Annotated in this window: 25 protein-coding genes, 1 tRNA gene and 1 pseudogene; 13 read left to right on the top strand and 14 right to left on the bottom strand. The window is 70.1% G+C overall.

The window, feature by feature from the left end; genetic code table 11:
• The first annotated feature begins 824 nt into the window (after nucleotides 1–824).
• Nucleotides 825–2,576: an RICIN domain-containing protein gene (locus tag OG223_RS44585; RefSeq protein ID WP_329262017.1), complete on the top strand. Its 1,752-nt coding sequence runs from the start codon at nucleotides 825–827 to the stop codon at nucleotides 2,574–2,576.
• Nucleotides 2,577–3,173: 597 nt separating this feature from the next.
• The gene (locus OG223_RS44580; protein WP_329262014.1) at nucleotides 3,174–3,932 is read left to right on the top strand and encodes a hypothetical protein; all 759 of its coding nucleotides are present in this window, start codon (nucleotides 3,174–3,176) and stop codon (nucleotides 3,930–3,932) included.
• Nucleotides 3,933–4,000: 68 nt separating this feature from the next.
• On the opposite strand, the gene OG223_RS44575 is transcribed toward OG223_RS44580, so the two are convergent.
• Nucleotides 4,001–4,759, bottom strand: a complete 759-nt coding sequence (locus OG223_RS44575) for an SDR family NAD(P)-dependent oxidoreductase (RefSeq protein ID WP_329262012.1) — start codon at nucleotides 4,757–4,759, stop codon at nucleotides 4,001–4,003.
• On the bottom strand, nucleotides 4,756–6,063 hold the full coding sequence (locus tag OG223_RS44570) for an L-fuconate dehydratase (RefSeq protein ID WP_329262009.1): 1,308 nt from the start codon (nucleotides 6,061–6,063) through the stop codon (nucleotides 4,756–4,758). The genes OG223_RS44575 and OG223_RS44570 overlap by 4 nt, the downstream gene beginning before the upstream one ends.
• A 308-nt stretch (nucleotides 6,064–6,371) precedes the next feature.
• On the opposite strand from OG223_RS44570, the gene OG223_RS44565 reads away from it, so the two are divergent.
• The 8 genes from OG223_RS44565 (at nucleotide 6,372) to larE (ending at nucleotide 14,339) form a co-directional block, all read left to right on the top strand.
• A complete protein-coding gene (locus tag OG223_RS44565) occupies nucleotides 6,372–7,085 on the top strand; it encodes a FadR/GntR family transcriptional regulator (RefSeq protein WP_329262007.1) in 714 nt (237 codons plus the stop codon).
• Nucleotides 7,086–7,202: 117 nt separating this feature from the next.
• The gene (locus OG223_RS44560; RefSeq protein WP_329262005.1) at nucleotides 7,203–8,054 is read left to right on the top strand and encodes a fumarylacetoacetate hydrolase family protein; all 852 of its coding nucleotides are present in this window, start codon (nucleotides 7,203–7,205) and stop codon (nucleotides 8,052–8,054) included.
• Complete coding sequence (locus OG223_RS44555; protein WP_329262002.1) at nucleotides 8,054–9,043, top strand: aldo/keto reductase; 990 nt, start codon at nucleotides 8,054–8,056, stop codon at nucleotides 9,041–9,043. The genes OG223_RS44560 and OG223_RS44555 overlap by 1 nt, the downstream gene beginning before the upstream one ends.
• Nucleotides 9,040–9,957: an amidohydrolase family protein gene (locus OG223_RS44550; protein ID WP_329262000.1), complete on the top strand. Its 918-nt coding sequence runs from the start codon at nucleotides 9,040–9,042 to the stop codon at nucleotides 9,955–9,957. Before OG223_RS44555 ends, OG223_RS44550 begins: the two co-directional genes overlap by 4 nt.
• Nucleotides 9,954–11,234, top strand: a complete 1,281-nt coding sequence (gene larA, locus OG223_RS44545) for a nickel-dependent lactate racemase (RefSeq protein ID WP_329261997.1) — start codon at nucleotides 9,954–9,956, stop codon at nucleotides 11,232–11,234. The genes OG223_RS44550 and larA overlap by 4 nt, the downstream gene beginning before the upstream one ends.
• On the top strand, nucleotides 11,231–12,007 hold the full coding sequence (gene larB, locus OG223_RS44540; RefSeq protein WP_329261994.1) for a nickel pincer cofactor biosynthesis protein LarB: 777 nt from the start codon (nucleotides 11,231–11,233) through the stop codon (nucleotides 12,005–12,007). Before larA ends, larB begins: the two co-directional genes overlap by 4 nt.
• Nucleotides 12,004–13,206, top strand: a complete 1,203-nt coding sequence (larC, locus tag OG223_RS44535; RefSeq protein ID WP_329261992.1) for a nickel pincer cofactor biosynthesis protein LarC — start codon at nucleotides 12,004–12,006, stop codon at nucleotides 13,204–13,206. The genes larB and larC overlap by 4 nt, the downstream gene beginning before the upstream one ends.
• Nucleotides 13,203–14,339: an ATP-dependent sacrificial sulfur transferase LarE gene (gene larE, locus OG223_RS44530; RefSeq protein WP_329261990.1), complete on the top strand. Its 1,137-nt coding sequence runs from the start codon at nucleotides 13,203–13,205 to the stop codon at nucleotides 14,337–14,339. Before larC ends, larE begins: the two co-directional genes overlap by 4 nt.
• A gap of 471 nt (nucleotides 14,340–14,810) precedes the next feature.
• Here larE and OG223_RS44525 read toward each other — a convergent pair whose 3' ends face one another.
• The 3 genes and pseudogenes from OG223_RS44525 to OG223_RS44515 all read right to left on the bottom strand — a co-directional run bounded on the left by OG223_RS44525 (nucleotide 14,811) and on the right by OG223_RS44515 (nucleotide 15,959).
• On the bottom strand, nucleotides 14,811–15,224 hold the full coding sequence (locus OG223_RS44525; RefSeq protein WP_329261987.1) for a tyrosine-type recombinase/integrase: 414 nt from the start codon (nucleotides 15,222–15,224) through the stop codon (nucleotides 14,811–14,813).
• Between the two features lie 235 nt (nucleotides 15,225–15,459).
• A pseudogene (locus tag OG223_RS44520) lies at nucleotides 15,460–15,768 on the bottom strand (phage integrase N-terminal SAM-like domain-containing protein); the annotation flags it as partial.
• 117 nt (nucleotides 15,769–15,885) lie between these two features.
• A tRNA-Pro gene (locus OG223_RS44515) sits at nucleotides 15,886–15,959 on the bottom strand.
• A 132-nt stretch (nucleotides 15,960–16,091) separates the two neighbouring features.
• Between OG223_RS44515 and OG223_RS44510 the strand changes: the two genes are divergently transcribed.
• On the top strand, nucleotides 16,092–16,802 hold the full coding sequence (locus OG223_RS44510) for a transketolase (protein WP_329261985.1): 711 nt from the start codon (nucleotides 16,092–16,094) through the stop codon (nucleotides 16,800–16,802).
• Nucleotides 16,803–16,888: 86 nt separating this feature from the next.
• On the top strand, nucleotides 16,889–17,809 hold the full coding sequence (locus OG223_RS44505) for a transketolase family protein (RefSeq protein WP_329261983.1): 921 nt from the start codon (nucleotides 16,889–16,891) through the stop codon (nucleotides 17,807–17,809).
• A 35-nt stretch (nucleotides 17,810–17,844) separates the two neighbouring features.
• Here the strand turns inward: OG223_RS44505 and OG223_RS44500 are convergent, their stop codons facing one another.
• Together OG223_RS44500 and OG223_RS44495 are read right to left on the bottom strand one after the other, a co-directional pair.
• Nucleotides 17,845–19,152: an MFS transporter gene (locus OG223_RS44500; RefSeq protein ID WP_443073871.1), complete on the bottom strand. Its 1,308-nt coding sequence runs from the start codon at nucleotides 19,150–19,152 to the stop codon at nucleotides 17,845–17,847.
• Nucleotides 19,153–19,434: 282 nt separating this feature from the next.
• Nucleotides 19,435–19,800 carry an MmcQ/YjbR family DNA-binding protein gene (locus tag OG223_RS44495; RefSeq protein WP_329261978.1) on the bottom strand — a complete coding sequence of 122 codons (366 nt, stop codon included), beginning with the start codon at nucleotides 19,798–19,800 and terminating at the stop codon, nucleotides 19,435–19,437.
• A gap of 100 nt (nucleotides 19,801–19,900) precedes the next feature.
• On the opposite strand from OG223_RS44495, the gene OG223_RS44490 reads away from it, so the two are divergent.
• Nucleotides 19,901–20,278, top strand: a complete 378-nt coding sequence (locus OG223_RS44490) for a hypothetical protein (protein WP_329261976.1) — start codon at nucleotides 19,901–19,903, stop codon at nucleotides 20,276–20,278.
• A gap of 14 nt (nucleotides 20,279–20,292) precedes the next feature.
• Here OG223_RS44490 and OG223_RS44485 read toward each other — a convergent pair whose 3' ends face one another.
• From OG223_RS44485 to OG223_RS44455, 7 genes are all read right to left on the bottom strand, one after another.
• Nucleotides 20,293–20,838, bottom strand: coding sequence for a GNAT family N-acetyltransferase (locus tag OG223_RS44485; RefSeq protein WP_329261974.1), 546 nt, complete (start codon nucleotides 20,836–20,838; stop codon nucleotides 20,293–20,295).
• The gene (locus OG223_RS44480) at nucleotides 20,835–21,428 is read right to left on the bottom strand and encodes a helix-turn-helix domain-containing protein (protein ID WP_329261971.1); all 594 of its coding nucleotides are present in this window, start codon (nucleotides 21,426–21,428) and stop codon (nucleotides 20,835–20,837) included. The genes OG223_RS44485 and OG223_RS44480 overlap by 4 nt, the downstream gene beginning before the upstream one ends.
• Before the next feature lie 35 nt (nucleotides 21,429–21,463).
• The gene (locus tag OG223_RS44475) at nucleotides 21,464–22,366 is read right to left on the bottom strand and encodes a LysR family transcriptional regulator (RefSeq protein ID WP_329261969.1); all 903 of its coding nucleotides are present in this window, start codon (nucleotides 22,364–22,366) and stop codon (nucleotides 21,464–21,466) included.
• Between the two features lie 31 nt (nucleotides 22,367–22,397).
• Nucleotides 22,398–23,600 carry a glycine C-acetyltransferase gene (locus OG223_RS44470; protein ID WP_329261966.1) on the bottom strand — a complete coding sequence of 401 codons (1,203 nt, stop codon included), beginning with the start codon at nucleotides 23,598–23,600 and terminating at the stop codon, nucleotides 22,398–22,400.
• Between the two features lie 36 nt (nucleotides 23,601–23,636).
• Nucleotides 23,637–24,665 carry an L-threonine 3-dehydrogenase gene (tdh, locus tag OG223_RS44465; RefSeq protein ID WP_329261963.1) on the bottom strand — a complete coding sequence of 343 codons (1,029 nt, stop codon included), beginning with the start codon at nucleotides 24,663–24,665 and terminating at the stop codon, nucleotides 23,637–23,639.
• 154 nt (nucleotides 24,666–24,819) lie between these two features.
• Nucleotides 24,820–25,194 carry a YybH family protein gene (locus tag OG223_RS44460; protein WP_329261960.1) on the bottom strand — a complete coding sequence of 125 codons (375 nt, stop codon included), beginning with the start codon at nucleotides 25,192–25,194 and terminating at the stop codon, nucleotides 24,820–24,822.
• A 15-nt stretch (nucleotides 25,195–25,209) separates the two neighbouring features.
• Nucleotides 25,210–25,923 (bottom strand): SDR family NAD(P)-dependent oxidoreductase, encoded by a 714-nt coding sequence (locus OG223_RS44455; RefSeq protein ID WP_329261957.1) that lies wholly within the window; start codon nucleotides 25,921–25,923, stop codon nucleotides 25,210–25,212.
• Nucleotides 25,924–25,945: the final 22 nt, after the last annotated feature.

The following is a 25,945-nucleotide window of genomic DNA, read 5'->3' as shown; positions in this document are numbered from 1 at the left end:
CCACCCATCGACCTACCGTCGCGATCTCCACACTCACGTGATCACCGAGACTTCGAAACCTCCCTGGACGGCGAGGTGTGCGCCGACACGTCAATACACAGCGAACCGCTCCTCTGCGAAACACTTTCGAAACGCACTGGTGACACGGATGCCCCACGCCCGAATAATTGACCCATCCCCGTTCCCCCGTTGGGGAGTTCAGAGGAGGTGAAAAGGTTGCCTTGTTCGCGATGGCACGAAGGCATCCGAACTGCGTTACTACCGCAGCCGGAACGGCACGCTGCCGGCCTCTTTTGAACGGACCTCCACCAATCCGGTCCGCGCCATCTGCGAAGTACCGAAAGCGACGGGACATCAGCGATTCCCCTGCCACCGTCAACGCTTGAGGCAACCGCAACGCTGCCTTCCTCTGCGAACATCTGCCGCAGACAGATAGTTCAACTCCCTTCAGCTTTCACGCATCGCGTGTCCTCGACGGAATCGGGCGCGACGAGCGAACACAGCAGAGCAGTGGACGCGCTCGTATGCCATAAGCCGTGAATGCGCCCACTCGCCAACCACGAAAGCCCCAGGGCTCGACTCAACTGCACCGATTCACAGGCTCAGTCCGGGACTCGAACGATGGCATCCCCTTGCCGCGGCGTGGGCGAGACGCTCCAAATGGCCGGGCGAAGACAAACCCGCCGCCGCCTCGGTACCGCCAAGTCGGAGAGAAACCACCGGCCGCCGGCATACGGATCCCGGCCCGCTCCGGACTCCAAGATCCGATCTTGTCTATCTTTTCGGGAGGAAAGATGAAAGGCACAAGACATCCGCGTAGAGCTTTGACCCTCGTTCTGGCCATAGCCGCGACGCTGTGGACCTTCGCGATGCCCGCGCAGGCGTCCACACCGACACCCGCCACCCTCTACCAGCTCCCGAGCAACTCATCCTGCACGAAGGCCACCAACAACTGCGCGCTGTACCCGAAAACGGCCGTGCTGCCGAGTGGACGACTCGTCGCGGCATTCGAGAAGTCGACGGTAGCCGCCTCGGGTTCGGCCGACGGCCAGACAATGCCGTTGTACAAGAGCGACGACAACGGCACGACCTGGCAACACCTGTCAGACGTCAAGGCGCCGGCGTACGCGTCGTCGAACCCCGCGTACTCCTCGTACGTCAGTAACTGGACCAACCCGTATCTGTACGTGCTGCCCCAGGCAGTCGGAAATCTCGCATCCGGCACACTGCTGATGGCCACCGTCGTATCGGGCGACGACTACAACTACCTCGACCAGAAGGCAACCAACTCCAGCTACACGCCGACGCACGACGGCGACCGCAGCAACACGGCGATCGCGCTCTACTCAAGCACCGACTCGGGCGCGACGTGGAATGTCGTCAACGTCATCACGACGGGCAGCTGGTCCAACGGCGCGAACTACCCTGCCACCGAGAACACCAACCACCAGAACGACCCCGTCTGGGAGCCGTACCTGATGGTCTACAACAACCAGCTCGTCGCCTACTACTCCGACGAGAACGACTACACCGGTTACGACTCGTCGACGGGCGTTCCGACACTCGATCCGAACAACAGCACAACTCCGGATCCCGCCACACAGATCCTTGCGCACCGGACATGGGACGGCGTCAGCTCGTCGTGGAGCAGCGCGGTTGTCGATGTCTCCGGAACGACGGTCACCAATTCGTCCGGTTACAGCGAGATCGGCGGCGGCCGCCCCGGCATGACCAATGTCGTCCAGACCAGCGACGGCAAGTGGATGATGACCTACGAATACTGGGGTGGCGGTGACAACGTCCGCTACAAGATCGCCAGCGATCCGCTGCACTTCTATTCGGTGGGCGGTACCGCGGGCACCGGCGTCACCTCGCTCTCGGTGACGTCGGGCTCCAGCGCCTTGTCCCGTGGAGGCAGCCCGGTGCTCATGCGCATGTCGAACGGGCGGATCCTCTTCAACGCCGCGGGCAGCGGGGACGTCTGGACGAACGCCAGCGGAAGCAGCACCGGCGCGTGGACGCAGCAGCACACGACGATGGCGTCCTCCTACAGCCGCAGCCTCACCTACATCCCCAACACGGGCCGAGTCGAGATCGTCGGCGGGACAACCACGATCTCCTACGCGGACATCGACTTCGGAAACTCCACCGGCGCGTACTACAAGCTCGTCAACGCCAACAGCGGTAAGGCCCTCGGCGTGTACGCCGCGGACCTGCACGACGGGCAGAACGTCGTGCAGTGGACCGACAACGGGTCGGCCGACCAGTTGTGGCACGTCACGGATGTCGGCAGCGGATACAGCACGCTGCTCGACAAGAACAGCGGCCGAGCCCTCGGCATCCTGGCGGCCAGCACGGCCAGCGGCGCGAGCGCCGTGCAGTGGGTGCAGAACAGCGGCAACGACCAGCAGTGGCAGGTGGTCGCCGTAGGCTCCAACTACAAGCTGGTGAACCGCAACTCGGGTCTCGCCCTCACCGTTTCCGGAGCAGCCACCACCGACGGCGCACAGATCGTCCAGCAGGCGTACACCGGCGCCACCTCTCAGCTGTGGTCCCTGGTGCTGGTGTCGTCCTAGACACGGGCACGTCTCAACAGGCAGCGCATTGGGCGGGAGCCCGGCCAACGGCCGGGCTCCCGCCAGGGTGTACGTGAAACACGTTCAGAGGCCGGCGCGCGGTGTGGCGCCGGCCCTTCGGCATCAGTCGAGCGGGGCATCACCTTGGCCCCCGACGGGCACACTCGGGCCGAGCCCACTCGTCAGTTGTCGGCGCACCGCCCTCGGGATGCCTGATGCCTCGCCCTTCGGCCCTGCGCGGCCTGCCCTTCTGGGCCCCCAGACCGAGAAGACCGTGAAGTTCTACGTCGACCCCCTGCGTGCGCACGGCCAGCAGGACACGGCCGAGGACGGCTGGGAGGGCTGGGAGGGCTGCCCGCAGCAGATCACTCAGGGGAAGACCTCGATGAGACTCCCAGTCCTCCACCGAGTTCTTGGTCAAGAAGGCCGGATACCTCAAGTAGCCATAGCTGGGCGCTGCAACGCCGGAGCCCGCTCGGCCCCGGTCAGAAGGGCTTCGCAGGCCTCAACAACTTCCGGGCCGCCTTCGACGACGACACGTCCTGGAAGGCCATCAAAAACACGGTGGTCCTCACAGGCGGCGCGACGATCACCGGCATGGCGGCCGAGCTTGTCCTGGCGATGCTTCCGCGGAAGAAGTTCCCGGCGCGGGAGCGGGGCCTCGCCCGCACGCTCACCATCACACCGTTCTTTGTCATGCCCGTGGAGGTCACGCTGTTCCGGCGCAGCGCCATGTTCGAACTCCTCGGCTGGCTCACCGACTCCGTCGGACTGCCGCGCGTGAACCGGCTGGGCGAACAGTCGACGCTGTCCATCATCAAGATCACGTCGTGGCGTTGGACACCGTTCGCGATGCCTGCAGCCCTTCCTCGAAATCGCATTCGCGATGCCGGCGCTACGCCTGTTGTCCGCGAAACACGTTCCAGGCAGACTTTCTGGGCGTACGCGGGCAACTCGATCGTCGTCGCGGTGGCCTCGACGGTCCTGGTACTTCTGCCGGCCACGCCAACTGCGTACGCCCTGTCGGTACGGCCGGTCCGTAGGACGCTCGACGTGCTGTTCTTCTTCATCAGCACCAAGATGACGCCCGTCGCCGCAGGCATCATCCCGATCTACGTGGTCGCCCAGCACCCGCACCTGCGCGCGAACCTCCCGCTTGCCGTGTGGATGATCCGCTCGTTCCTCCAGGAGGTGCAGGGCGAGGTGCTGGAGGCCGCGGAGAACGAGTACTTCTACGCCGTCAACCTCGCGACGACCACATCAACGCTCCCCCTGTTGATGCAGGAGTTCCCGTCCTTCGGTGAGCCCCGCACAGCCCGGGTAGCCGCCGTCGCACAGTCCTCACCTCCGGAGTGACAACAGCTTCTCCATCTCCTCACCGGGGTGGGAACGGGTTGCTGGTGCGGTGTGCCGGACAACCGTTGTCAGGCCTGCGGGCGGATCCGCAGTCCGTGCATGCCGCCGTCGACGGCGAGATCGGTGCCGGTGGTGGAGCCGGAGAGCGGGCTCGCCAGGTAGGCGATGGCCGCGGCGACCTCTTCCGCGCTGACCAGGCGGCCCATGGGCTGACGGGCGTTCAGGGCGGCGCGTTCGGCCTCGGGGTCGGCGGCGCTGTCCAGCAGGCGCCCGACCCAGGGGGTGTCGGCGGTACCGGGATTGACGCAGTTGACGCGGATTCCGGAGTGCACGAGGTCGGCGGCGGTCGCCCGGGTGAGAGAGAGGACGGCGCCCTTCGTGGCCGAGTACAGGGCCCGGTCGGGCAGCCCCGCCGTGGCCGCGATGGAGCAGGTGTTGACGACGGCCGCGCTGTGCGAGCGCCGCAGGTGCGGCAGCGCGGCACGGGTCACCCGCACCATGCCGAAGACGTTGACCTCGAAGACGCGACGCCACTCGTCGTCGGTGTTGTCCTCGATCGTGCCCTGGGCGCCGATCCCCGCGTTGTTGACGAGGATGTCGATGCCCCCGAGCCTGCGGGCGGCCTCCCCGACGGCCGTTCGTACGCCGGTTTCGTCCGACACGTCGGCCTGTATGCCGATGAGGGGTTCGGGCACGTCGCCCGGCTTGAGATCGAGGCAGGCCACGCGCGCCCCACGTGCGGCGAGCAACTGAGCGGTGGCCAGGCCGATGCCGGAGGCGCCACCGGTGACCAGCGCGGTCAGCCCGGCGAACTCGTCCGTGCTCATGTCGCGGCCTTCGCTTCCCACACCGGGCCCTCGGGATAGCGGTGGGCCGCCACGGAGTCCGGGTGCAGTTCGGCGCTGATACCGGGGGCGGTCGGCGCGAGGTAGTGGCCTTCCCGGATTCGTACGGGATCGGTGAAGTGCTCGTGCAGATGGTCGACGTACTCGATCACGCGGTTCTCGGTGGTGCCGCTGACGGCGACGTAGTCGAACATCGCCAGGTGCTGCACCATCTCGCACAGGCCGACCCCGCCGGCGTGCGGGCAGACCGGGACGCCGAACTTGGCGGCCAGCAGCAGGACGGCGACGTTCTCGGTGACGCCCGCGGTGCGGCTCGCGTCCATCTGGAGGATGTCGAGCGAGCCGGCCTGGAGCAGCTGCTTGAACATCACCTGGTTGTGGGTGTGCTCGCCGGTGGCCACCTTCACGGGCGCCAGCGCCTTGCGGATGGCGGCGTGGCCGAGGATGTCGTCGGGGGAGGTGGGTTCCTCGATCCAGTACGGGTCGTAGGGCACCAGCGCCCGCATCCAGTCGATGGCCTGCTGGACGCCCCACGCCTGGTTGGCGTCGACGGCGATCCTGATGTCCGGGCCGACCGCCTCGCGAGCCAGCCGCATCCGGCGCTCGTCGTCCGCGCGGTCGGCGCCGACCTTCAGCTTGATCTGGGAGAACCCGTCGGCGACCGCCTCCTTCGACAGCCGCACCAGCTTCTCGTCGTCGTAGCCGAGCCAGCCGGGTGTCGTCGTGTACGCCGGATATCCGTGCTCCAGCAGGTGCGCGGCGCGTTCGGCGCGGCCCGGTTCGGCGCGGCGCAGGATGTCCAGGGCCTCATCGCGGGTCAGCGCGTCCTGCAGATAGCGGAAGTCGACCAGGTCGACGAGCTGCTCCGGTGACAGTTCGGCCAGCAACTGCCAGACCGGCTTCCCCGTACGGCGGCCGTACAGGTCCCACACGGCGTTCACGATCGCCGCGGCGGCCATGTGGATGGCCCCCTTCTCCGGGCCCAGCCAGCGCAGTTGGCTGTCGCCGGTCAGCCGCCGGGAGAAACCGCCGAGGTCGTTCAGTACCTCTTCCACCGAGAGACCGACCACCAGCGGGGCCAGCGCACGTACGGCGGCGACTTCCACGTCGTTGCCGCGCCCCACGGTGAAGGCGAGCCCGTAACCCTCGTCGCCGCCGCTCGTACGGATCGTCACATAGGCGGCCGAGTAGTCGGGTTCGGGGTTCATCGCGTCGGAGCCGTCGAGTTCCAGAGAGGTCGGGAACCGTACGTCGACCGCGTCGACGGCGCTGATCAGTTCACTCATGGTGACCGGCAATCGCGGCCGGGAGGCCGAGGTGTCGTTTCGGGGTCATGGCAACCACCCATCGTCATGTGTACATGGCATGTCTGTTCTGCAGCAGCAGCTCCAGACATGGGATGGATTTTTAGCCTCTGCTCACCGCCGTGTCCATAGCCGGAACGAGAAGAGTCGGACAGTTGCGCCTCTGACCTGCGAAGTAGATGAGATTTTCGTGATTGCGGTAGCGGATTCAGCCATCCCATGTCTTCCTACGTCATGGGATGTATTGCTACGGTGCCGCTGCACACGCAACGACGAGGGGACGGCCACGCATGTCACTGACCGACAAGGCCATCGACCGCATCAGGGACCTCATCCAGTCGGGCGAACTGCTCCCCGGGGCCAAACTTCCGCCCGAGCAACAGCTCGCCGCGGAGCTGGGCCTGTCCCGCAATCTGATGCGGGAGGCGGTGAAGGCGCTGGTCGTCGCGCGGGTGCTGGAGATCCGGCGCGGGGACGGCACCTACGTGACCAGCCTGGAACCGGAGCTGCTGCTGAGCAGCATCGGGTCCGCGGTGGAGTTGCTGCACGGCGACACGTTGCTGGAGCTCACCGAGGTGCGCCGACTGTTCGAGCCGGTCGCCACGGCGCTGGCCGCCACCCGGATCTCGGCCACCGAGCTCGGCGAGGTGCAACGGCACCTGGACGCGATGCGGGCGGCCCGCGACGACGTGGAGCGCCTCAACGAGCACGACGCCGCCTTCCACCGGGCCGTGGTCGCGGCCACCGGCAACGCCACGCTGACCACCCTCCTGGAAGGCATCGCCGGCCGGACGCTGGGCGCCCGTGTCTGGCGGGGACTGGTCGACGACAACGCCGCCGGCCGCACCCTCGCCGAACACGAGGCGATCTACCAAGCGCTGGCCGACGGTGACGCCTTGCTCGCCCAGGCGGCGGCGCTGATGCACGTCAGCACCACCGAACGGTGGCTGCGCGAGCACCTGGACCGGGACAGCCGACTCCCCGGGGACGGCTCAGCCGTGTAGGGGCTTCCTCTCCGACTACTGGTGCGCCCGTTATCCCTTTCCATTCCTCATGTCCCGCTCCCGGGTACCGAGTTGCCGGTCACCAGGCGGACATGTTGACCTCACCGAGGAGTACCGATGAGATTTCTGCGCGTGGGCCCGGCGGGCTCCGAGCGGCCCGTGGTCCTTGACTCCGACGGCACCGCGAGAGATCTGAGTCCGCTGACCGTCGACATCGACGGTGCGTTCCTGGCCGAGGGCGGCGTGGAACGCGTCCGTGCCGCCCTGTCCGAGAACGTGCTGCCGCACACGGACATCGCCGGCCTGCGGGTCGGCGCCCCGGTCGCGCGCCCCGGCAAGGTGGTGTGCATCGGGCTCAACTACGTCGATCACGCTGCGGAGACGGCGACACCGCCCCCTGCCGAACCGGTCGTCTTCATGAAGGCCGCCAACACGGTCGTCGGCCCCGACGACACCGTGCTCGTACCGCGCACCAGCGAGAAGACGGACTACGAGATCGAACTCGCCGTGGTCATCGGCCGCACCGCGCGCTACCTGGACTCCCCAGAGGCGGCCGACGGCGTCGTCGCGGGCTACGCGATCGCCGACGACGTCACCGAGCGGGCCTTCCAGCACGAGCGGGGCGGGCAGTGGGACAAGGGCAAGTCCTGCGAGACCTTCAACCCGCTCGGCCCCTGGCTGGTCACCCCCGACGAGACCGGCGACCCGCAGGGACTGGCCATGCGGCTGTGGGTCAACGGCGAACTGCGCCAGGACGGCCACACCAAGAACATGATCTTCGGGGTGCGCCACGTCGTCTGGTACCTGAGCCAGTTCATGGTGCTGAACCCCGGAGACGTGATCAGCACCGGTACCCCGGCCGGCGTGGCCTTCGGCGCCAACGACTTCCCCTATCTGGTCGCCGGTGACGTGGTCGAGGTGGAGATCGACCGGCTCGGCCGCCAGCGGCACGTCCTCGGACAGGCCTGATGACCTCCGCGAGCCCGCCCTGGTTCACCGAGCGCGTCCCGCTGGGCCGCTCCGGGGCCACCGTCAGCCGTATCGGCCTGGGCACCGCACCGCTGGCCGGGCTGTTCTCGGCGGTCGGCGACGAGCAGGCCACCGCCACGCTCGACGCCGCCTGGGCGGCCGGTGTCCGGTACTTCGACACCGCCCCGCACTACGGCGCCGGGCTCGCGGAACGGCGGCTGGGATCCTTCCTCGCCGACACCGGCCGCCCGCGCGCCGAGTTCACCGTGTCCACAAAGGTGGGACGGCTGCTCGTGCCGGGCGACGCCGCCCTCGGGGACGAGGCGTTCCACGGCGAACGGGGGCTGGTCCGGGTGCGCGACTACAGCGCCGAGGGCGTCTACCGTTCGCTCGCCGAGAGCCTTGAGCGGTCCGGTCTCGAAGCCTTCGACACAGTGCTGATCCACGACCCGGACGACCACTGGGAGGACGCGGTCACGGGGGCGTACCCGGCACTGGCCCGGCTGCGCGACCAGGGAGCGGTGCGGGCGATCGGCGCGGGCATGAACCAGACGGCGATGCTCACCCGCTTCGTCACCGAGACCGACCTCGACTGCGTACTCGTCGCCGGCCGCTACTCCCTGCTGGACCGCAGCGCGGCCGCCGTGCTCCTGCCGCTGTGCACCGAGCGCGAGGTCGGCGTCCTGGTCGGCGGCGTCTTCAACAGCGGCATCCTCGCCGACCCGTCCCCGGGCGCCACCTACGACTACGCCCCGGCCCCCGACGAAGTGCTGCGCCGTGCCCGGTCCCTGGCCGAGCGGTGCGCGGCCCACGGGGTGCCGCTGGCCGCCGCCGCACTGCAGTTCCCGCTGCGCCACCCGGCGGTCACCGGTGTGGTCCTCGGCGCGCGCAGTCCACTGGAGGTCACGGAGAACCTCGCGCACGCCACGGCGGAGATCCCCGCGGAGTTGTGGGCGGAACTCGACGCCCTGGCGGGGGCCCGGCCATGACACGGATCGACGCACACCACCACGTCTGGCGGCCCCGGCCCGCGATACCTGTGGCAGAGACGGCTCCGAGAGCACCCAGGACCGCTTCCGGTCCGAGCCGTCGCGCGCACGACTGGCTGGACGCCCCCGACATGGTGGCCGTACGCCGTGACTTCACCCTCGACGACCTCGCGCCGGAGGCCGCGGCGGCGGGCATCGACCGGACGATCCTGGTCCAGGTCCTCCCCGATGCCGACGAGACGGCGGAGTTCCTGTCCCTGGCGGGGGCAGCGGACCTGGTCGCCGGTGTCGTCGGCTGGGCGGACCTCACCTCGGACCGCCTGACGGACACACTGGCCGCGCTGCGGACGGGCACTGGAGGTGAACTCCTGGTGGGGATCCGGCACTTGGTGCAGGGGGAGGCGGACCCGGGCTGGCTGAACCGGGCGGACGTCCGGCGCGGACTGGGCAGGGTGGCGGACGCGGGTCTCGCCTACGACCTGCTCACTCTCCCGCACCAACTCCCCGCCGCCATCGCCACCGTACGGGCGCTGCCCGAGCTGACCTTCGTCCTCGACCACCTGTCCAAGCCGCCCATCGCCTCCGGCGAACTGCGGCCGTGGGCCGCGCTGATCCGTGAACTGGCCGCCGAACCCAACGTGTTCTGCAAGCTGTCCGGCATGGTCACCGAGGCGGACCGCACCGGCTGGACCGTCGCGGATCTGCGTCCGTACGCCGATGTGGTGCTGGACGCCTTCGGCCCGTCCCGGGTGATGTTCGGCTCCGACTGGCCGGTGTGCCTGCCGGCCGCCTCCTACGAGGAGGTCGTCCGCGCGGCCGAGGAAGTGACCGAACGGCTGACCGCCGCCGAACGTGCCGAGGTCTTCGGCGGCACGGCGGCCCGCGCCTACCGACTGCGGAAGGAAGAGCTGTGAAGATACGTCTGGCCTACGGGCAGTCGGGGCTCGACATCGAGGTGGATCCGCGGACGGCGACCGTCGTCGAACCCGTTCACCACGAGGCCGCCGCGGACCAAGTGGCCGTACTGCGCGAGGCGTTGCGCACCCCCGTCGCCGGGCCCCCGCTGCGCGAACGGGTGCGACCGGGGCAGACGGTGGCGATCTCGGCCTGTGACGGCACCCGCCCCCAGCCGCGCCGTCTGATGATCCCCGCCGTCCTCGCCGAACTCGAAGGGATCGTCCGCCTGGAGGACGTGGTGATCCTCGTCGCCACCGGCACCCACCGGGGCAACGACGAGGCGGAACTGCGCGAGATGTTCGGCGACGAGGTCGTGGACACCGTACGCATCGTCAACCACGACGCCCGCGACCCCGGACAACTGACCTGGATGGGGACGTACGGCAACGGCGTCCCGGTCTGGCTGAACCGTGCGTGGGCCGAGGCGGACGTCCGCATCACCACGGGCTTCGTCGAACCGCACTTCTTCGCCGGCTTCTCGGGCGGTCCGAAACTCGTGGCCCCCGGCCTGGCCGCGCTGGAGACGGTCCTCGTCCTGCACGACGCGGCCCGCATCGGCGACCCGCGCGCCACCTGGGGCAACACCCACGGCAACCCCGTCCATGACGACGTACGGGCCATCGCCGAGGCGACCGGAGTCACCTTCTCGCTGGACGTGGTGCTGAACCGGGACAAGGACATCGTGGCCGCCTTCGGAGGCGATCTGGCGCCGATGCACGCCGCGGCCACGGCCACGGCGAAGCGGATGGCGATGCGGCCGGTCGAGGCGCCGTTCGACGTCGTCGTCACCACCAACTCCGGCTTTCCGCTGGACCAGAACCTCTACCAGGCGGTCAAGGGCATGTCCGCCGCCTACCAGGTGGTCAAACCCGGCGGCATGATCGTCTGCGCGGCCGAGTGCCGCGACGGCTTCCCCGACCACGGCTCCTACCGGGAGGTGCTGGCCTCCGCTCCGTCCCCTCAGGCGCTGTTCGACGACATCAGCGCCCGCACCGAAACCGTGCCCGACCAGTGGCAGGTGCAGATACAGGCACGTATCCAGTCCGGCAGCCGGGTCGTCATGCACACCGGTTTCCTGAGCGACGCCGAACTGGAGACCGCCCACCTCCGACAGACCCGCGACATCTCGGCCACCGTCGCCGAGGCGCTGGCCGCAGCGGGTCCCGGCGCCCGTCTCTGCGTCCTGCCCGAAGGGCCGCAGACCATCCCGTACGTCGACAGGAGCGGAGCATGAGCGGGGTACTGGACCTGGGCTACGCCCGACTGGACCTCGCCCGCGAGGCCCGGCAGGGACTCCCCGAGGTCGTCTACGGGCCCGGCAAGACGGTCGAGCAGATCAGCGGCATCGTCACCGGGCTGCTGGAACACAACACCGGTCCTGTCCTCGTCACCCGGATCGAGGCGGGGACCGCCGAGGCCGTCATGGCACGGCTGGATCCGGGCGCGCACGACGAGGAGGCGCGCGGCCCGGGGCCGTACGACGGTCAGCGACACGACCCGGGAACGTACGACGGTCAGCCGCACGGCCCGGGAACGTACGACGCCGAGGCCCGGCTGCTGTACTGGCGGCCGTCTCCGGCCGGGGACTTCTGCGTGACGGTGGTGGCGGCCGGCACCTCGGACCGGCCCGTCGCCGCCGAAGCCGCCGCCGTGGCCGCCGCCGTCGGCCTGGACACCACCGCCATCCACGACGTGGGGGTGGCCGGCCTCGACCGGATCCTCCAGGTGCGTGACCGGCTCCAGGCCGCCGACGCGTTGATCGTCGTGGCCGGGATGGAGGGCGCCCTCGCCAGTGTCGTGGGCGGCCTGGTGCGCGCACCGGTCGTCGCCGTGCCGGTCTCCACCGGGTACGGCGCGTCCCTGGAGGGCGTCACCGCACTGCTCGCCATGCACGCCTCGTGTGCCGCCGGGGTGACCGTGGTCAACATCGACTCCGGCTTCTCGGCCGCGATGGCGGTTCACCGCATCGCCCAGAGCTGTGTGAACACACCCGGAGGCCGCCGGTGATCGTCTGGATCAACCCGTTCACCGGGCTGGCCGGAGACATGCTCCTGGCCGCCCTCATCGACGCCGGAGCACCGCTGGACGCGATCCGGGCCTCGATCGCCGCCACGGGTCTCACCGGTTGGGAACTGACGGCCGAGCGCGTCACCGACCACGGGCTGGCCGCCACCCGGGTCCACGTGGACGTCACCGACCCGTGCACCGAGCGGCAGGCCGCCGAAGTCATCCACCTCGCCTCGCGGGCCACCCCCGAACCTGTCGCCGCCCTCGCGGTCTCCACCGTGACCGCCGTCGCCGAGGTGGAGGGCCGCCTGCACGGCGCCGACCCCGCCACCGTCCACCTGCACGAACTCGGCGGCCACGACACCCTGGTCGACATCGTCGGCGTCGCGGCCGCCCTGCACGCCCTGGGCGTCACCGATGTCTTCAGCGCACCGCTCCCGCTGGGCAGGGGGCGGGTGACCTCGGCGCACGGAGTACTGCCCTGCCCGGCACCCGCCACGCTGGCGCTGCTCGCCGGAGCGGCCGTCGTGGGAAGCGATCTGCCCGGCGAAACGGTGACGCCCACCGGCGCCGCACTGCTGCGCGCGCTCGGGACGCGGTACGAACCGCCGCCACCCATGACCCTGGGCCGCACCGGGTACGGAGCGGGCACCCGCCGCCTGCCGGACCGGGCCAACGTCACGGCGGTGACCTTGGGAGTCCCCGCCCCGGCAGCTTCGAGTCAGGACCCTCCGGCGGAGGATGTCGTCGTTCTGGAGACCAACCTCGACGACGTCACCGGCGAGATCCTCGGACACACCATCACCCGGGCGATGGAGTCCGGTGCTCTCGACGCCTGGGTGACGCCCGCCGTGATGAAGAAGAGCCGCCCCGCGCACGTGCTGCACGTCCTGACCACCCGCGAGGACGAGCGTCGGCTGCGCGACCTCGTCCTGTCGGAGACCGGCAGTCTCGGCATCCGCCGCGTCGACGCCACCCGCACCGCGCTGCCGCGACACTTCGAGACCGTGCACGTGGAGGGCCACCCGGTTCGGATCAAGCACGGTCCGCACGGTGCCAAACCCGAACACGACGACCTCGCCTCCGTCGCCGCAGCCCTGGGCGTACCCCTCCGAACCGTCGCGGCACGCGCACTCGCGGGGAGCGACCGCACCGCCGCCCCTCAGCACACCGACCTTCTCGCAGGAGGACAACCATGACCGTCACAGACGAAGGAGCGGCCGCACTCGCACCCGCCGACGCCCTCGCCGACCGGCTTCTGGAACGCATGCGCGTCATCGGCGCCGTCGCCGTGGCCTATTCGGGCGGCGCGGACTCCGCCCTCGTGCTCGCCGCCGCCGTACGTGCCGTCGGCCCGGAGCGGGTTCTCGCCGTCACCGCCGTGTCGGAGAGCCTGGCCGCCGGAGAACTGCCGCACGCCCACCGCCTGGCCACGGACCTCGGCGTCACTCATCTCACCCCGCGCACCAGCGAACTGACCCGTCCCGGCTATCGCGCCAACGGCCCCGACCGCTGCTACTTCTGCAAGTCCGAGGTCCTGGACACCATCACCGTGCTCGCCCACGACCACGGATACGAGCTGGTGGCCACCGGAACCAACGCGGACGATGCCAGGGACCCCCACCGCCCGGGCATCAGGGCCGGCCGGGAACGCGGCATCCACACCCCGCTCCTCGACACCGGCCTCACCAAGGCGGACGTGCGCCTGCTGAGCAGGCACTGGTCACTGCCGACCTGGAACAAACCCGCGACGCCCTGTCTGGCCAGCCGGATCCGTTACGGCATCGAGGTCACCCCGCACCGCCTGGCCCGCGTCGACCGGGCCGAGACCGCGGTGCGCGCGCTCCTGGCCGACGCCGGGCTGACAGTGACCGACCTCCGGGTCCGCGACCTGGGTGACACCGCCCGCCTGGAAGTGGACGCCTCGCTCGTCGACCGGATCTCCGCGCTCCCCGGGCTCGCCGGGGCGCTGGCGGACGCGGGCTTCGCCGAACTGCCCCACCGGGTGGAGCCCTTCCGATCGGGACGGCTCAACTCCGAGACGTCAGTCAGCCCACAACCTAACGAAGCACTACCAGCGGCGAACAGCCCGGAACCCGCTGCCAACCTCCCCAGCACTACTGGTGCGCAAGACAGCGACCAGCGAGCGGGATCGCGCGGCGCCGATATGCAGTCGCTTACGGAGCGTTTCGGCAGAAATCGAACGCAAGTGGGCCTGTCAATGCCGGACATCTTCAGCCCGAGCCCGATCAAGAAGATCATCGGTGCCGTCCACCCCGGTGCCGGGATGGACGGCTGGCACACTGCGCAGCCGTCCTCCGGAAGTGCTTGAACTACTGCTCGGCAATGTCGGCGCATCGTCGGCGACGGCACGGATACCGCTGATGGTTTGCGGCACGCCGGGGCCGATCTCGGCCCAACCGATCAGCAACAGCGGGCCCACGGCGTCGAAAGCCGCCCGCCGTACGCGCCCGCGAGCAGCGGCTCGGTGACGTTGAACGCGAGGGTGAACAGTCTGACCAGGAGCAGCAGCCTGTGGGCCGGGCGCAGCGCGGCCTCGGGGCACCGTAGAGGGCGAGATACCGGATCGCGCGCAGGAGTGCCAGGACCGAAAGGTCCACGGCGGGTGCGACGAGCGGGGCCACCCATCCGGACACGCCCAGCCGTAGGGGCCAGTGTCCAGACGTTGCCGAAGCCGAAGAGGAAGGCGAGGCCAACCACCACCCGTGTGATCGTGGTGACAGCTCGGAAGGCCAGCTGCTGCTCGCGCCCGCCGCCGTACCGCGCGGGGAGCCCTCGGGGTTCAGACATGATCACCGACCCCGATCCGCTGGTGGGTTTCCTGGGCGCGTTCGGCAGCGGCGCTGGCGCCGTAGCAGCGGGGCAACTCCTGCGACGTCCACCCGAGCAGCAGCATCAGGTCGCCGGTGTCGCCGCCGGCACGCTTCCACTCATGGGCGAAGGTATGCCGCCACCGATGCGCGTGCAGCTTGACCAGTCCGGCCTCAAGGCCCCGCCGCTTGAGCATAATCTTGATGCCGTTGGGGGCGAGCGGCCGGATCCCCCGTTCGGCCAGCCACAGATCCGGCAGGTCAGCCGCCTTGTGCTTGGCGCGGGCCCGCAGATAGCGGCTGACGGCCCGCGCGGTCCTCGGCCCGAAGCGCACGCGCCGGTCCTTGCTGCCCTTGCCGTGGAAGTGCACCGACTCGGTGTCCATGTCGACGTCGTCGAGCAGGAGGTTGCCGACCTCGGACAGGCGCCCCCGTGTTGCAGTACAGGCGGATGATCGCCTCGTCTCGAAGTTGGGCGAACTGCCTGCCCTTGCACGTGCCGAGGACTCTCGTGGTCTCCTCGTCAGGGATGACCGGAACCAGCTTCTGCGGCATCTTCGGCTGCCTGACCCGCTCCATCGGCGACCGGCCGATCTCACCCTCGTCGAGCATCAGCCACTTGAAGAACTGCTGCAATGCCTTGTGCTTGTTCAGCGCCGTCGGCGCCGACCGCGTCTCGATCATCCACGCCTGGAACGCCTCGACATGGGCGCGGCTGACTGCGGTCGGATCCTCGGCCGCGTCGTCGGCCTCCGGGTCCGGCGAGTACTCCCCCAGGTAGCGGCCCAACTGCGCGGCCGCGAGCAGATAGTTGTAGCGGGTGGTCTCCCGATAGTTCCCCGAGCGCAACGAGCGGTCCCAGTCCCGCAGAAACCCCGACCAGGTCTTCGACAGACCCGCAGTGATCTTGTCCAGGTCAAGCAACGGCATTTTCGCCGGCCTCCGAGTAAAAGTGCCGATGAGCGGCATGCTCAACCTCGAAGATCGGAAACGGCCCATACGAAAAGGGCCCCCACAGGCTCTCGCCTGTGAAGACCCTTCGCACTGTCGGGACGACAGGATTTGAACCTGCGACCCCTTGACCCCCAGTCAAGTGCGCTACCAAGCTGCGCCACGTCCCGTTGCCCGTCTGACCTGGGGTTTCCCCTGGTTGAACGCGCATGGAAACAATACCGCACTCGCGTCGATGATCGCGCCCGCCTTTCTTCGGCCCGCTTGACCTGAAGTTTGGTTGAGGTTGCACGATCGTCCGCATGACAGCGACAACCACGGAACACGGCCGCCCCTGCACATACGGCGACCTGCCCCGCCTCATGGGGCTGATGACCGGCGACGAGAAACACGGACCGGCGGCGACCTCGACGCTCGACGCGCTGTGGGTCCTCTACGACCGGGTGCTACGGGTCGGTCCGGAGCGGATGGACGACCCCGGGCGGGACCGGTTCCTGCTCTCCAAGGGGCACGGACCGATGGCCTACTACGCCGTGCTGGCCGCCAAGGGATTCGTCCCGGTGGAGTGGCTCCCGGACTTCGGTTCCTACGACTCGCCGCTCGGGCACCACCCCGACCGGGTACTGGTGCCGGGCGCCGAGATCGGCAGCGGGTCGCTGGGGCACGGGCTGCCGATCGCCGTCGGAACGGCACTGGGGCTGCGCGCCCAGGGGCGCACCGGACCGCGGATCTGGGTCCTGGTCGGCGACGCCGAACTGGACGAGGGCAGCAACCACGAGGCCATCGCCTTCGTCGGGCCCGCCGGACTGGACCGGCTGCACACCGTCGTCATCGACAACTCCTCCGCGAGCCATGCCCGGCCGGGCGGTATCGCCGCGCGCTTCGAGGCCGCGGGCTGGTCGGCGGTGACGGTGGACGGCCGCGACCACGAGGCGCTGTACGCCGCCTTCACCGCGCCGCACCCCGGCCGACCGCATGTGGTCGTGGCCCGGGTGGAGCCCAAGTCCGCCTGACCGTCCGCCCGTTCGGCAATCCGATCGTCAATCAGCAGCACCGGTAGCAGTAGCAGTAGCAGCGGCTCAAGAAGGGCTCACTTTCCATGGACACCATGCGTGACCGGTTCGCCCCGGTCGTCTCCCGGCTGCTCGACGAGGACCCTCGGGTGGCCGTCGTCCTCGCCGAGATCGGCACGGACGGCTTCACCGACGCCCGGCTCCGGCACCCCGACCGGGTGATCAACGTCGGCATCCGCGAACAGCTCCTCGTCGGGGCGGGCGCGGGACTCGCCCTGACCGGGATGCGTCCGGTCCTGCACACCTTCGCGAGTTTCCTCGTCGAGCGGCCCTTCGAGCAGGTCAAGCTGGACCTCGGGCACCAGGACGTCGGCGCGGTGCTGGTGAGCGCCGCCGCCTCCTTCGACTGGCCCGCCGGCGGGTTCACGCACATGGCTCCGGGCGACGTGGCCCTCCTCGACACCCTGGAAAGCTGGACCGTGCACGTGCCGGGCCACCCGGACGAGGCCGAGACCCTGCTGCGGCACGCGGTCGCCGCGGGCGACGACAAGGTGTACGTACGGCTGTCCGTCCAGTCCAACGCGCAGGCACTCCCGGTCGACGGCGCACGCTTCAGCACCGTCCGCGAGGGCCGCTCCGGTGTGGTCGTCGCCGTCGGACCGATGCTCGACGCCGTCCTCACCGCGACCGAGGGCCTCGACGTCACCGTCCTGTACGCCACGACCGTACGGCCCTTCGACGCGGCCGCGTTGCGCCGGGCCACGCGCACGGCCGGGACGGACGTCGTCCTCGTCGAGCCCTACCTGGCCGGCACCTCGACGACCGCCGCGAACGACGCCCTCGCCGACGTGCCCCACCGCGTGCTCGGCCTGGGCGTGGGCCGCGCCGAACTCCGGCGCTACGGCACCGTCGAGGAACACATCACCGCACACGGGCTCGACGCCCGGACGCTGCGCGAACGGATCGCGGGCTTCGTCGGAAGCGGGCCGGCGGTAGCGAGGGGCTAACCCAGTCCGCCGTACGGCAACACCCGCACCCTCCGTCAACTCTCCTGCGGGCACGCCGGTTCGCGTATCGCCGCGCCGCTCGGGCCGCTCCGGCCGCTCGGGCCGAGCGCGACCGGGTCGGCGCGTATCAGGTCGCGTATGGCGGGCACGAGGAGCAGCGCGATCGGTACCACGAGGCTCATCGCGCCCGCGACGAGGAGCACCTGGTCGGCGCCGAGGGCCCCGGCGGCGGGGCCCGCCAGGGCCTGGCCGACGGGCAGCATCGCGAGGGAGCCCGCCACGTCGTACGCGTGGATGCGGTTGAGGACGTCCGGTGGGACCTGTGTCTGGACGCTCGTCGCCCACATCACACCCCAAAAGGACATCCCCACCCCGGCGACGGCGGCCCCGGCCGCCATGGCCGGTACACCGAGCCCCGCTCCCACGGTCGCCGGGAAACCTGCGAAGGCGAAGAGGGCGATCGCCCCGGCGCGGAGCATACGGCGGGGGCGCAGCCGCAGGGCGAGCAGCCCGCCTACGACGGTGCCCGCGCCGAGGGCTGAGTTGACCAGGCCGTAGGCGCGCGGGCCGTGCTGTTGCACCACCTGGGTCGCCACGAGCGGTGTGGTCGGGCCCGATACGGCGATCATGTAGAGGCACCAGACGGCGATGACTCCCCAGAGCCAGGTGCGTGATCTGAACTCCCGCCAGCCCTCGACCAGATCGGCTTTGAAGGCGCCCGTTCCGTGCCCGGGCTCGCGGCTGCCCGGCGCGAGCGGGGGCAGCCGGAGCAGCAGGAGGCAGAGGGCGCTCACCGCGTACGTGGCGGCGTGGGCCGCGAACACGCCGCCGGGTGAGGTGAATCCAACGAGCAGGCCCGCCACGGCCGGACCCGCGAGTTGGGCGGCGGACTCGGCGATGCGTATCGCGCCGTTCGCGCCCTGGATGTCGGAGGCGAGTCTCGGGACCGTACTCGCCACGCCCGGCTGGAACACCGCGCCCGCGACGCCGTTGACGAAGCCGATCGCGCAGATCTCCCAGAGCACGACATGGCCGGTGAAGAAGACCACGGCGGCGAGGGACTGGGTGCCGAGGCGCACCAGGTCGGCGCCGATCATCAGTTTCCGGGTGCTGAACCGGTCGGCGATCACACCGCCGAAGACGACAAGTCCCGCGAAGGCGGCGGCGGTCGAGGCCATGGCGAGGCCGACCGCACCCGCGCCGTACCCGTGTTCCAACAGGCCGGCGGCGAGGGCCACGGGGAGCATGGTGTCGCCGAGCCGGGCGACGGCGCGTGCCACGAAGAACAGCGCGAAGTCCCGTGACCAGACGGGCCGTTCGCCACCGCCGTCGCCCCGCTTCACCGGACCGTCGGCCGACCCGCCGTCCGCTCCGGCAACGATGTCATCGCCCGCGCCTCCGCCGGCAACTCCGCCCGGCACCGGCCCCCGCCCCGTCCCTTCACGCGCCGGATTCGACGCTGTCCCCGTCATCCCCCACCACTCCCTCCCCCGACCGCCGCCCCCGAAGCACCCCGCCGGTGCTCATGACCTCCTGCTCAGGTGGGAGCCGGATCCCCCCGCGCCCCGGCTCCCACTCCCGCTTCCGGATGATGCCACGCAGCACTGACAACGCCCGAGGGGATTTCAGTCGCCGGAGCCGGACGGCAGGCCCAACTCGGGGTAGGCGTCCAGGAGTCGGGGCGGGGCCGCCTGGCGCCAGGAGTCGGCGAGGATGTCGCGGAGTTCGTCCTCGCTGTCCAGTGCGGAGAGGCGGGCCCGGACCCAGGCGAAGCCCGCCTCGTGGTCGGCGATCCAGAACTTGTCCGGCTCGGCCAGCACCAGTTCGTCGCGCTCCTCCTTGGGGCAGCGCACGGCGATGGAGGTCTCCTCCTCGGGCACCGTCACGAACATCTTCCCGGCGACCCGGAACGTGGGCATGTTCCAGGCGACCTTCTCCGTCGTGTCCGGGAGGGAGAGGGCGATACGGCGTACGTCTTCGGCATCCGGCATGAGACGCAAGATAGCCTCCAGCACTGACAATCACCTGATGGGAGCCCCGTATCGGTGCCGGCGCGACATGGCCAGGGCACGGAGCAGGGATGATGGACCCATGCCGCCCGTACCCGTCGGACCCCGCCCCCTGAGCCGCCCTGAGCGAGCCGTGCTGGAGTGCGTCCTCTCGGCCGACTTCGCCGGCGCTCCCGCGCTGCGGAGCCAACTGGAGCGGACGGAGGTCGTGGCCCGCTGGGCACCCGAGTCCGTGAGCGTCGATCTGCGGGTCCGCGAACCCGTACGGCATGCGGCGATGGCGTCCGAGCTCGTACCCGTCGACGCTCACGTGCACGATCCGTCGGGCGCATACGTCGTCGAGCTGTTGGTGTGGACCGACGAGGGTGCGACCTTGGCGGCCCTGGAGTACGCCTGGGTCACCGACGAGATGCCGACTTCCCTGCCGGCCGTCGATCACGTACGCATCTCTCCGCGCTGACCGGCCGGCTCACGTCACCGGTCTCGAAGAGCCGCCCCCATTCCCTCCCCCACCCGCTTGTAGTAGAGCGTCGTCGGCCGCAACACCCCCGCCGGGCTAGCCGCGTAGTCCGGGATCACGCCGGCCCGGGTCCAGTCGGCGGAGCGGTACAGGTGCTCGGCGGGGCTGTCGGTCTCGGTGTCCAGGTGGAGGAGGGTGATGCCGACGGCGACGGCCGCGCCCTCGGCGGTGGTCAGGAGCCGGCGGCCGAGGCCCGCTCCCCTGGCCTCCCGGTGCACCATGAGCTTGACCAGCTCGGCGCGGTGGCGGCTGTTGGGCTTGTCGGGGAAGGCCAGGCCGACCGTGCCGACGACCCGGTCGCCGCTGAGCGCCGCCCATACGGCGAGCTGTCCGGCGGCCACACCGTCGGCGCGCTCCCGCCACCACGCGACGGCCGCCGTCCGGCCGAGCGGCGCGAGGAAGCCGATCGAGGCACCGTCGTCGACGGCGTCGGTCAGCAGGTCCGCCAACTCGTCCACCACAGCGAGCAGTTGGGGTACGTCCAGACGTGTCACCCTCACGGCAGCACCACCGCCAGCACGTACCGCACGTCGTCAGGCCCCGGGCAGCGAAACCGCGTCGGCCCCCACACCCGCAACCGCAGACAGTCACCGGCGTCCAGGTGATGCTCGGTGTCCTGGGCCGTCACGTCGAGGGCGCCGGCCAGGACCCAGATGTGCTGTTCCAGGCCGGGCACGGGCGGCCGGTCGTAGGCGAGGTCGGCGCCCGCGCGGAGCCGCCCCTCGACGAGTTCGCCGCGCAGCCCGGTGTGCGGGGGTGACACGGAGCGTCGTACGAAACCGGAGGCGCGGTCCTCCCACACCGGTTGCTCGGCGGCGCGGACCAGCAGGGCGGGTTCGGCCTCCACCTCGCTGAGGAGTTGGGACATGGTCCGGCCGTAGACACCGCACAGGCGGTTGAGGAGGGAGGCGGTGGGGCTGATCTCGGCGCGTTCGGCGCGGGACAGGGTCGAGCGGCTCACCCCGCTGCGCTCCGCCAACTCCCCCAGGGACCAGCCGTGTTGGGCGCGCAGCTCGGCGAGCCTGGCGCCGAGTCGGAGGTCCATGGGGTCGATGGGGTCGATGGCCGCCACCGCTTCCTCGGATTTCATATCCGGGACGGTATCCCAAATATGAGACAGCGAGGTTACGTCCGGGCCACTTCCTCCAGTGCGTCCAGTACCGGGCGGATCAGCGGGTGCTCCTCCGTGCCGCGTCGTACGGCGGCGAAGACCCGGCGGGTCGGCGCCACTCCGTCGACGGGCCGGACGGCCACTCCCGTCAGGTCCATGCCGCGCAGCGCCGAGCGGGGGACGAGGGCCACGCCCGCGTCGGCCGAGGCGAGGGCGACCACGGCGCGGAAGTCGTCCGAGGAGTGTTCGAGGCGGGGCTGGAATCCGGCGTTCTCGCAGGCCAGGAGGGTGACCTCGTGGCAGGGGTTGCCGGGATAGGGGCCGATCCACGGGTCCTTGGCCAGTTCGGCGAGGGGGACCTCGTCGGCGTCGGCGAGGCGGTGGGTGAGCGGGACGACCACGTCGAACGGCTCGGCGTAGAGCGGGACATGGATCAGGCGGGGGTCGTCGGCGGGCGGGGCCCCGCGGTACTCGACGGCGACCGCGACATCCACCTGCCGGTCCAGCACCATCGGCAGGCTGGCGTCGCCCTCGGCGTCCTGGACGCGGAGGCGGATGCCGGGTGCGAGGAGAGACAGACGGGACACCGCGGGTGCTACGACCTGTGCGATGCCCGTCGCGAAGGCGGCCACCGTCACCGTGCCGGCCGCGCCCGAGCTGTACGCGGCGAGTTCCGCCTCGGCCCGCTCCAACTGGGCCAGGACCACGTTGGTGTGGCCGAGCAGGATCTCGCCGGCCGGGGTCAGCCGTACGCCCTTGGCGCCGCGCTCGACCAGGCGGTGGCCGGTCTCCTGCTCCAGCGCGGCGAGTTGCTGGGAGACCGCCGAGGGGGTCAGATACAGCGCGGCGGCTGCCGCCGTCACGGTGCGGTGGTCGGCCACCGCACGGAGGATATGGAGCCGCCGCGCTTCGATCATGGGACCGATTATCGCAAAATGTCCAAGCTGTTCAGCTCTCCGAGGTGTCCAGCTCCGCCCGCGCCGCGACGAACGCGTCCACCGCCCGGTTCACGTCCTCCGTGGAGTGCGCGGCGGACAACTGGACCCGGATACGGGCCTGGCCCTGCGGGACGACCGGGTACGAGAAGCCGATCACGTACACGCCCCGCTCCAGGAGCAGCTCCGCCATCCGGCCGGCCACCGTCGCGTCGCCGATCATCACGGGTGCGATGGCATGGTCGCCGGGGAGGATGTCGAAGCCCTCCTCGGTCATCCGGCGGCGGAACAGGGCGGTGTTCTCGGCGAGTTGGACGCGCAGGTCGTCCGCCGACTCCAGCAGGTCGAGCACCTTGAGCGAGGCTGCCGCGATCACCGGGGCGAGAGTGTTGGAGAAGAGGTACGGCCGTGAGCGCTGGCGCAGCAGCGCGACGATCTCGGCGCGGGCGGCGACGTAGCCGCCGGAGGCGCCGCCGAGGGCCTTGCCGAGGGTGCCGGTGATGATGTCGACGCGGTCCATGACGCCGTGCAGTTCGGGGGTGCCCCGGCCGCCGGGGCCGACGAAGCCGACGGCGTGCGAGTCGTCGACCATGACCATCGCGTCGTAGCGGTCGGCGAGGTCGCAGATCTCGCGCAGCGGGGCGACGTAGCCGTCCATGGAGAAGACGCCGTCGGTGACGACCAGCTTGCGCCGGGCGCCCGCGGCCTCCTTCAACTGCCGTTCCAGATCGGCCATGTCGCGGTTCGCGTACCGGAGGCGGCGGGCCTTGGAGAGGCGGATGCCGTCGATGATCGAGGCGTGGTTCAGCGCGTCGGAGATGACCACGTCCTCCGGGCCCAACAGGGTTTCGAAGACACCGCCGTTGGCGTCGAAGCAGGACGAGTAGAGGATCGTGTCCTCCTGGCCGAGGAACCCGGAGAGGCGGGCCTCAAGGTCCTTGTGCACCTCCTGGGTTCCGCAGATGAAGCGGACGGAGGCCATGCCGTAGCCCCAGCGGTCGAGGGCCGCGTGGGCGGCGGCGACGACCTCGGGGTGGTCGGCGAGGCCGAGGTAGTTGTTGGCGCAGAAGTTGAGGACCTCGCCGGGACGGCCGCCCGCGGTGACGTTCACCGTCGCGGACTGCGGGGAGCCGATCACGCGCTCGGGCTTGTGGAGTCCGGCGGCGCGGATCTCGTCGAGGGTGGTGCGGAGGTCGTCGCGCACGGAGTCGAACATGGGGGAAGCTCCTAAAGTTCCTTCGCCGAAAGGGAGTTACGCGGTCCAGTCGAGGATGACCTTGCCGCCCTTGCCGCTCGCGGCGTCCGCGAACGCCGCCTCGAAGTCGCGGTGACCGTACCGGCCGGTGATCACGGGCGCGAGGTCGAGGCCGCCCTCCAGCAGCACCGACATCGCGTACCACGTCTCGAACATCTCACGGCCGTAGATGCCCTTGATGGTGAGCATCGAGGTGACGATGCGGGACCAGTCGACCGGGAACTCCTGGGAGGGCAGGCCCAGCATCGCGATGCGGCCGCCGTGGGTCATGTTGGCGATCATGTCGCGCATCGCCTCGGGGCGGCCGGACATCTCCAGGCCGATGTCGAAGCCCTCCCGCAGGCCCAACTCCCGCTGGCCGTCCGCGATCTGAGCGTCCGTCACGTTCAGGGCGAGGCTCACCCCGATCTTGCGGGCGAGGGCGAGGCGCTCCTCGCTGACATCGGTCACCATGATGTTCCGCGCGCCGGCGTGCCGGGCAACTGCCGCCGCCATCAGGCCGATCGGGCCCGCACCGGTGATCAGGACGTCCTCGCCGACGAGCGGGAAGGACAGCGCGGTGTGCACGGCGTTGCCGAACGGGTCGAAGATCGCGGCCACATCGAGGTCGACGGGGACGCGGTGCACCCACACGTTGGCGGCGGGCAGCGCGACGTACTCCGCGAAGGCTCCGTCCCGTCCGACGCCGAGCCCGACCGTGGCGCGGCACAGATGCCGGCGCCCGGCCTGGCAGTTGCGGCACTTGCCGCACACCAAGTGGCCCTCGCCGCTGACCAGTTCACCGACGGCGATGTCGGCGACGTCCCGGCCGGTCCCGACGACCTCGCCCACGAACTCGTGGCCGAGCACCAGCGGCGTACGGATCGTCTGCTGTGCCCACCCGTCCCAGTTCCGGATGTGCAGATCGGTGCCGCAGATCCCGGTCCGCAGGACCTTGATCAGTACGTCGCCGGGTCCGACGGCGGGCTCCGGGACGTCCGCGAGCCACAGCCCGGGCTCCGCCTTCTCCTTGACCAGCGCCTTCAACGCTACGGCTCCTGAGGGTGAGGTCCCGGACGCGGGCAGGTCGAACGAGCCCGTTCCGGGGGTGGGGATGGATTCAGCTAGCAATCTGCCCCACCGGAGCGCCCGGGTCCATCGAGGTTTTCTTAAGCGGTGCCGCAGCTTTCCTTCACACCACTCACTCCGCCGGCCGCGAGACCTGGTAGTGGGCGATGTACCAGCCGTCCGTCAGCCGCCGCACCAGCACGGCGAGCTTGACGTCGACCGGCGGCCGGTCGGTGAACGTGAACTCCGTGTCCAGGTAGCCGAGTACGAGGTCGTCGGCGTAGCGCCGGGTCTCCAGGACGTCGTAGGCCGCCTTCATCCCCAGCGGCTGGGAGGCGTAGTACTCGGCGACGCCCGGTCGGCCGACGGCGTAGGGGTGCAGCCCCTGGAAGACGGCGTCTTCGGTGAAGAGCCGGGCCACCGCCTCCGGTTCATGGGCGTCCACGGCCGCTTTCCAGAGGTCCAGGACGCCGCGCAGGATGACTTCGTCGTCGTTCGTGCTGTTCATCTCCGTCGACCTTTCTCAGTGACCGGCGCTCATACCGCCGTCGACGTGCAGGATCTCGCCGGTGACGAAGGGGGCGTTCTCCAAGAAGAGCACGGCGTCGACGATGTCGCTCACCTCACCCATCCGGCCGACCGGGTGCAGGCCGGCGAGTCCCTCGTGGGTCTCCTCCGGGTGCATCGGGGTCTTGATGGTGCCCGGCGACACGGCGTTGACGCGGATGCCCCGGGTGGCGTACTCGATGGCGAGGGACTTGGTGGCGGCCTGCAGGCCGCCCTTGGTCAGCGAAGCCAGGGCGGAGGGGACGCGGGCGTCCGCGTTGTCGACCAGGCTGGTGGTGACGCTGACGATGTGGCCTCCGCCCTGGGCGAGCATGTGCCCGACGGCGAGCTGGGTGAGCCGGAAGAAGCCGGTCAGGTTGATGCCGAGCACGGACGCGTAGTCGTCGGCCGTGTAGTCGGTGAAGGGCTTGGCGACGAAGACGCCCGCGTTGTTGACCACCGTGTCCACGCGGCCGAACCGCTCGATCGCGGCGGCGACGACCCGCTCGGCGGTCGCCGGGTCCGCGAGGTCGCCCTGGACGGTCAGGACGTCCGCGTCGTCGGCGGGGGCGATGGTGCGCGAGGTGGCGACGACGGCGTAGCCGAGCTTGCGGTAGGCGTCGACGACGCCGGCTCCGATGCCCTGCGAGGCACCGGTGACGATCGCGACCTTCTGGTTCTGAGTGCTCATGACGACCTTCTCCGAAGTGGTG

The sequence above is a fragment of the Streptomyces sp. NBC_01478 genome, from assembly GCF_036227225.1.
In the GTDB taxonomy this organism is placed as follows: domain Bacteria; phylum Actinomycetota; class Actinomycetes; order Streptomycetales; family Streptomycetaceae; genus Streptomyces.
This window is presented reverse-complemented; position numbering and strand designations above follow the sequence as displayed.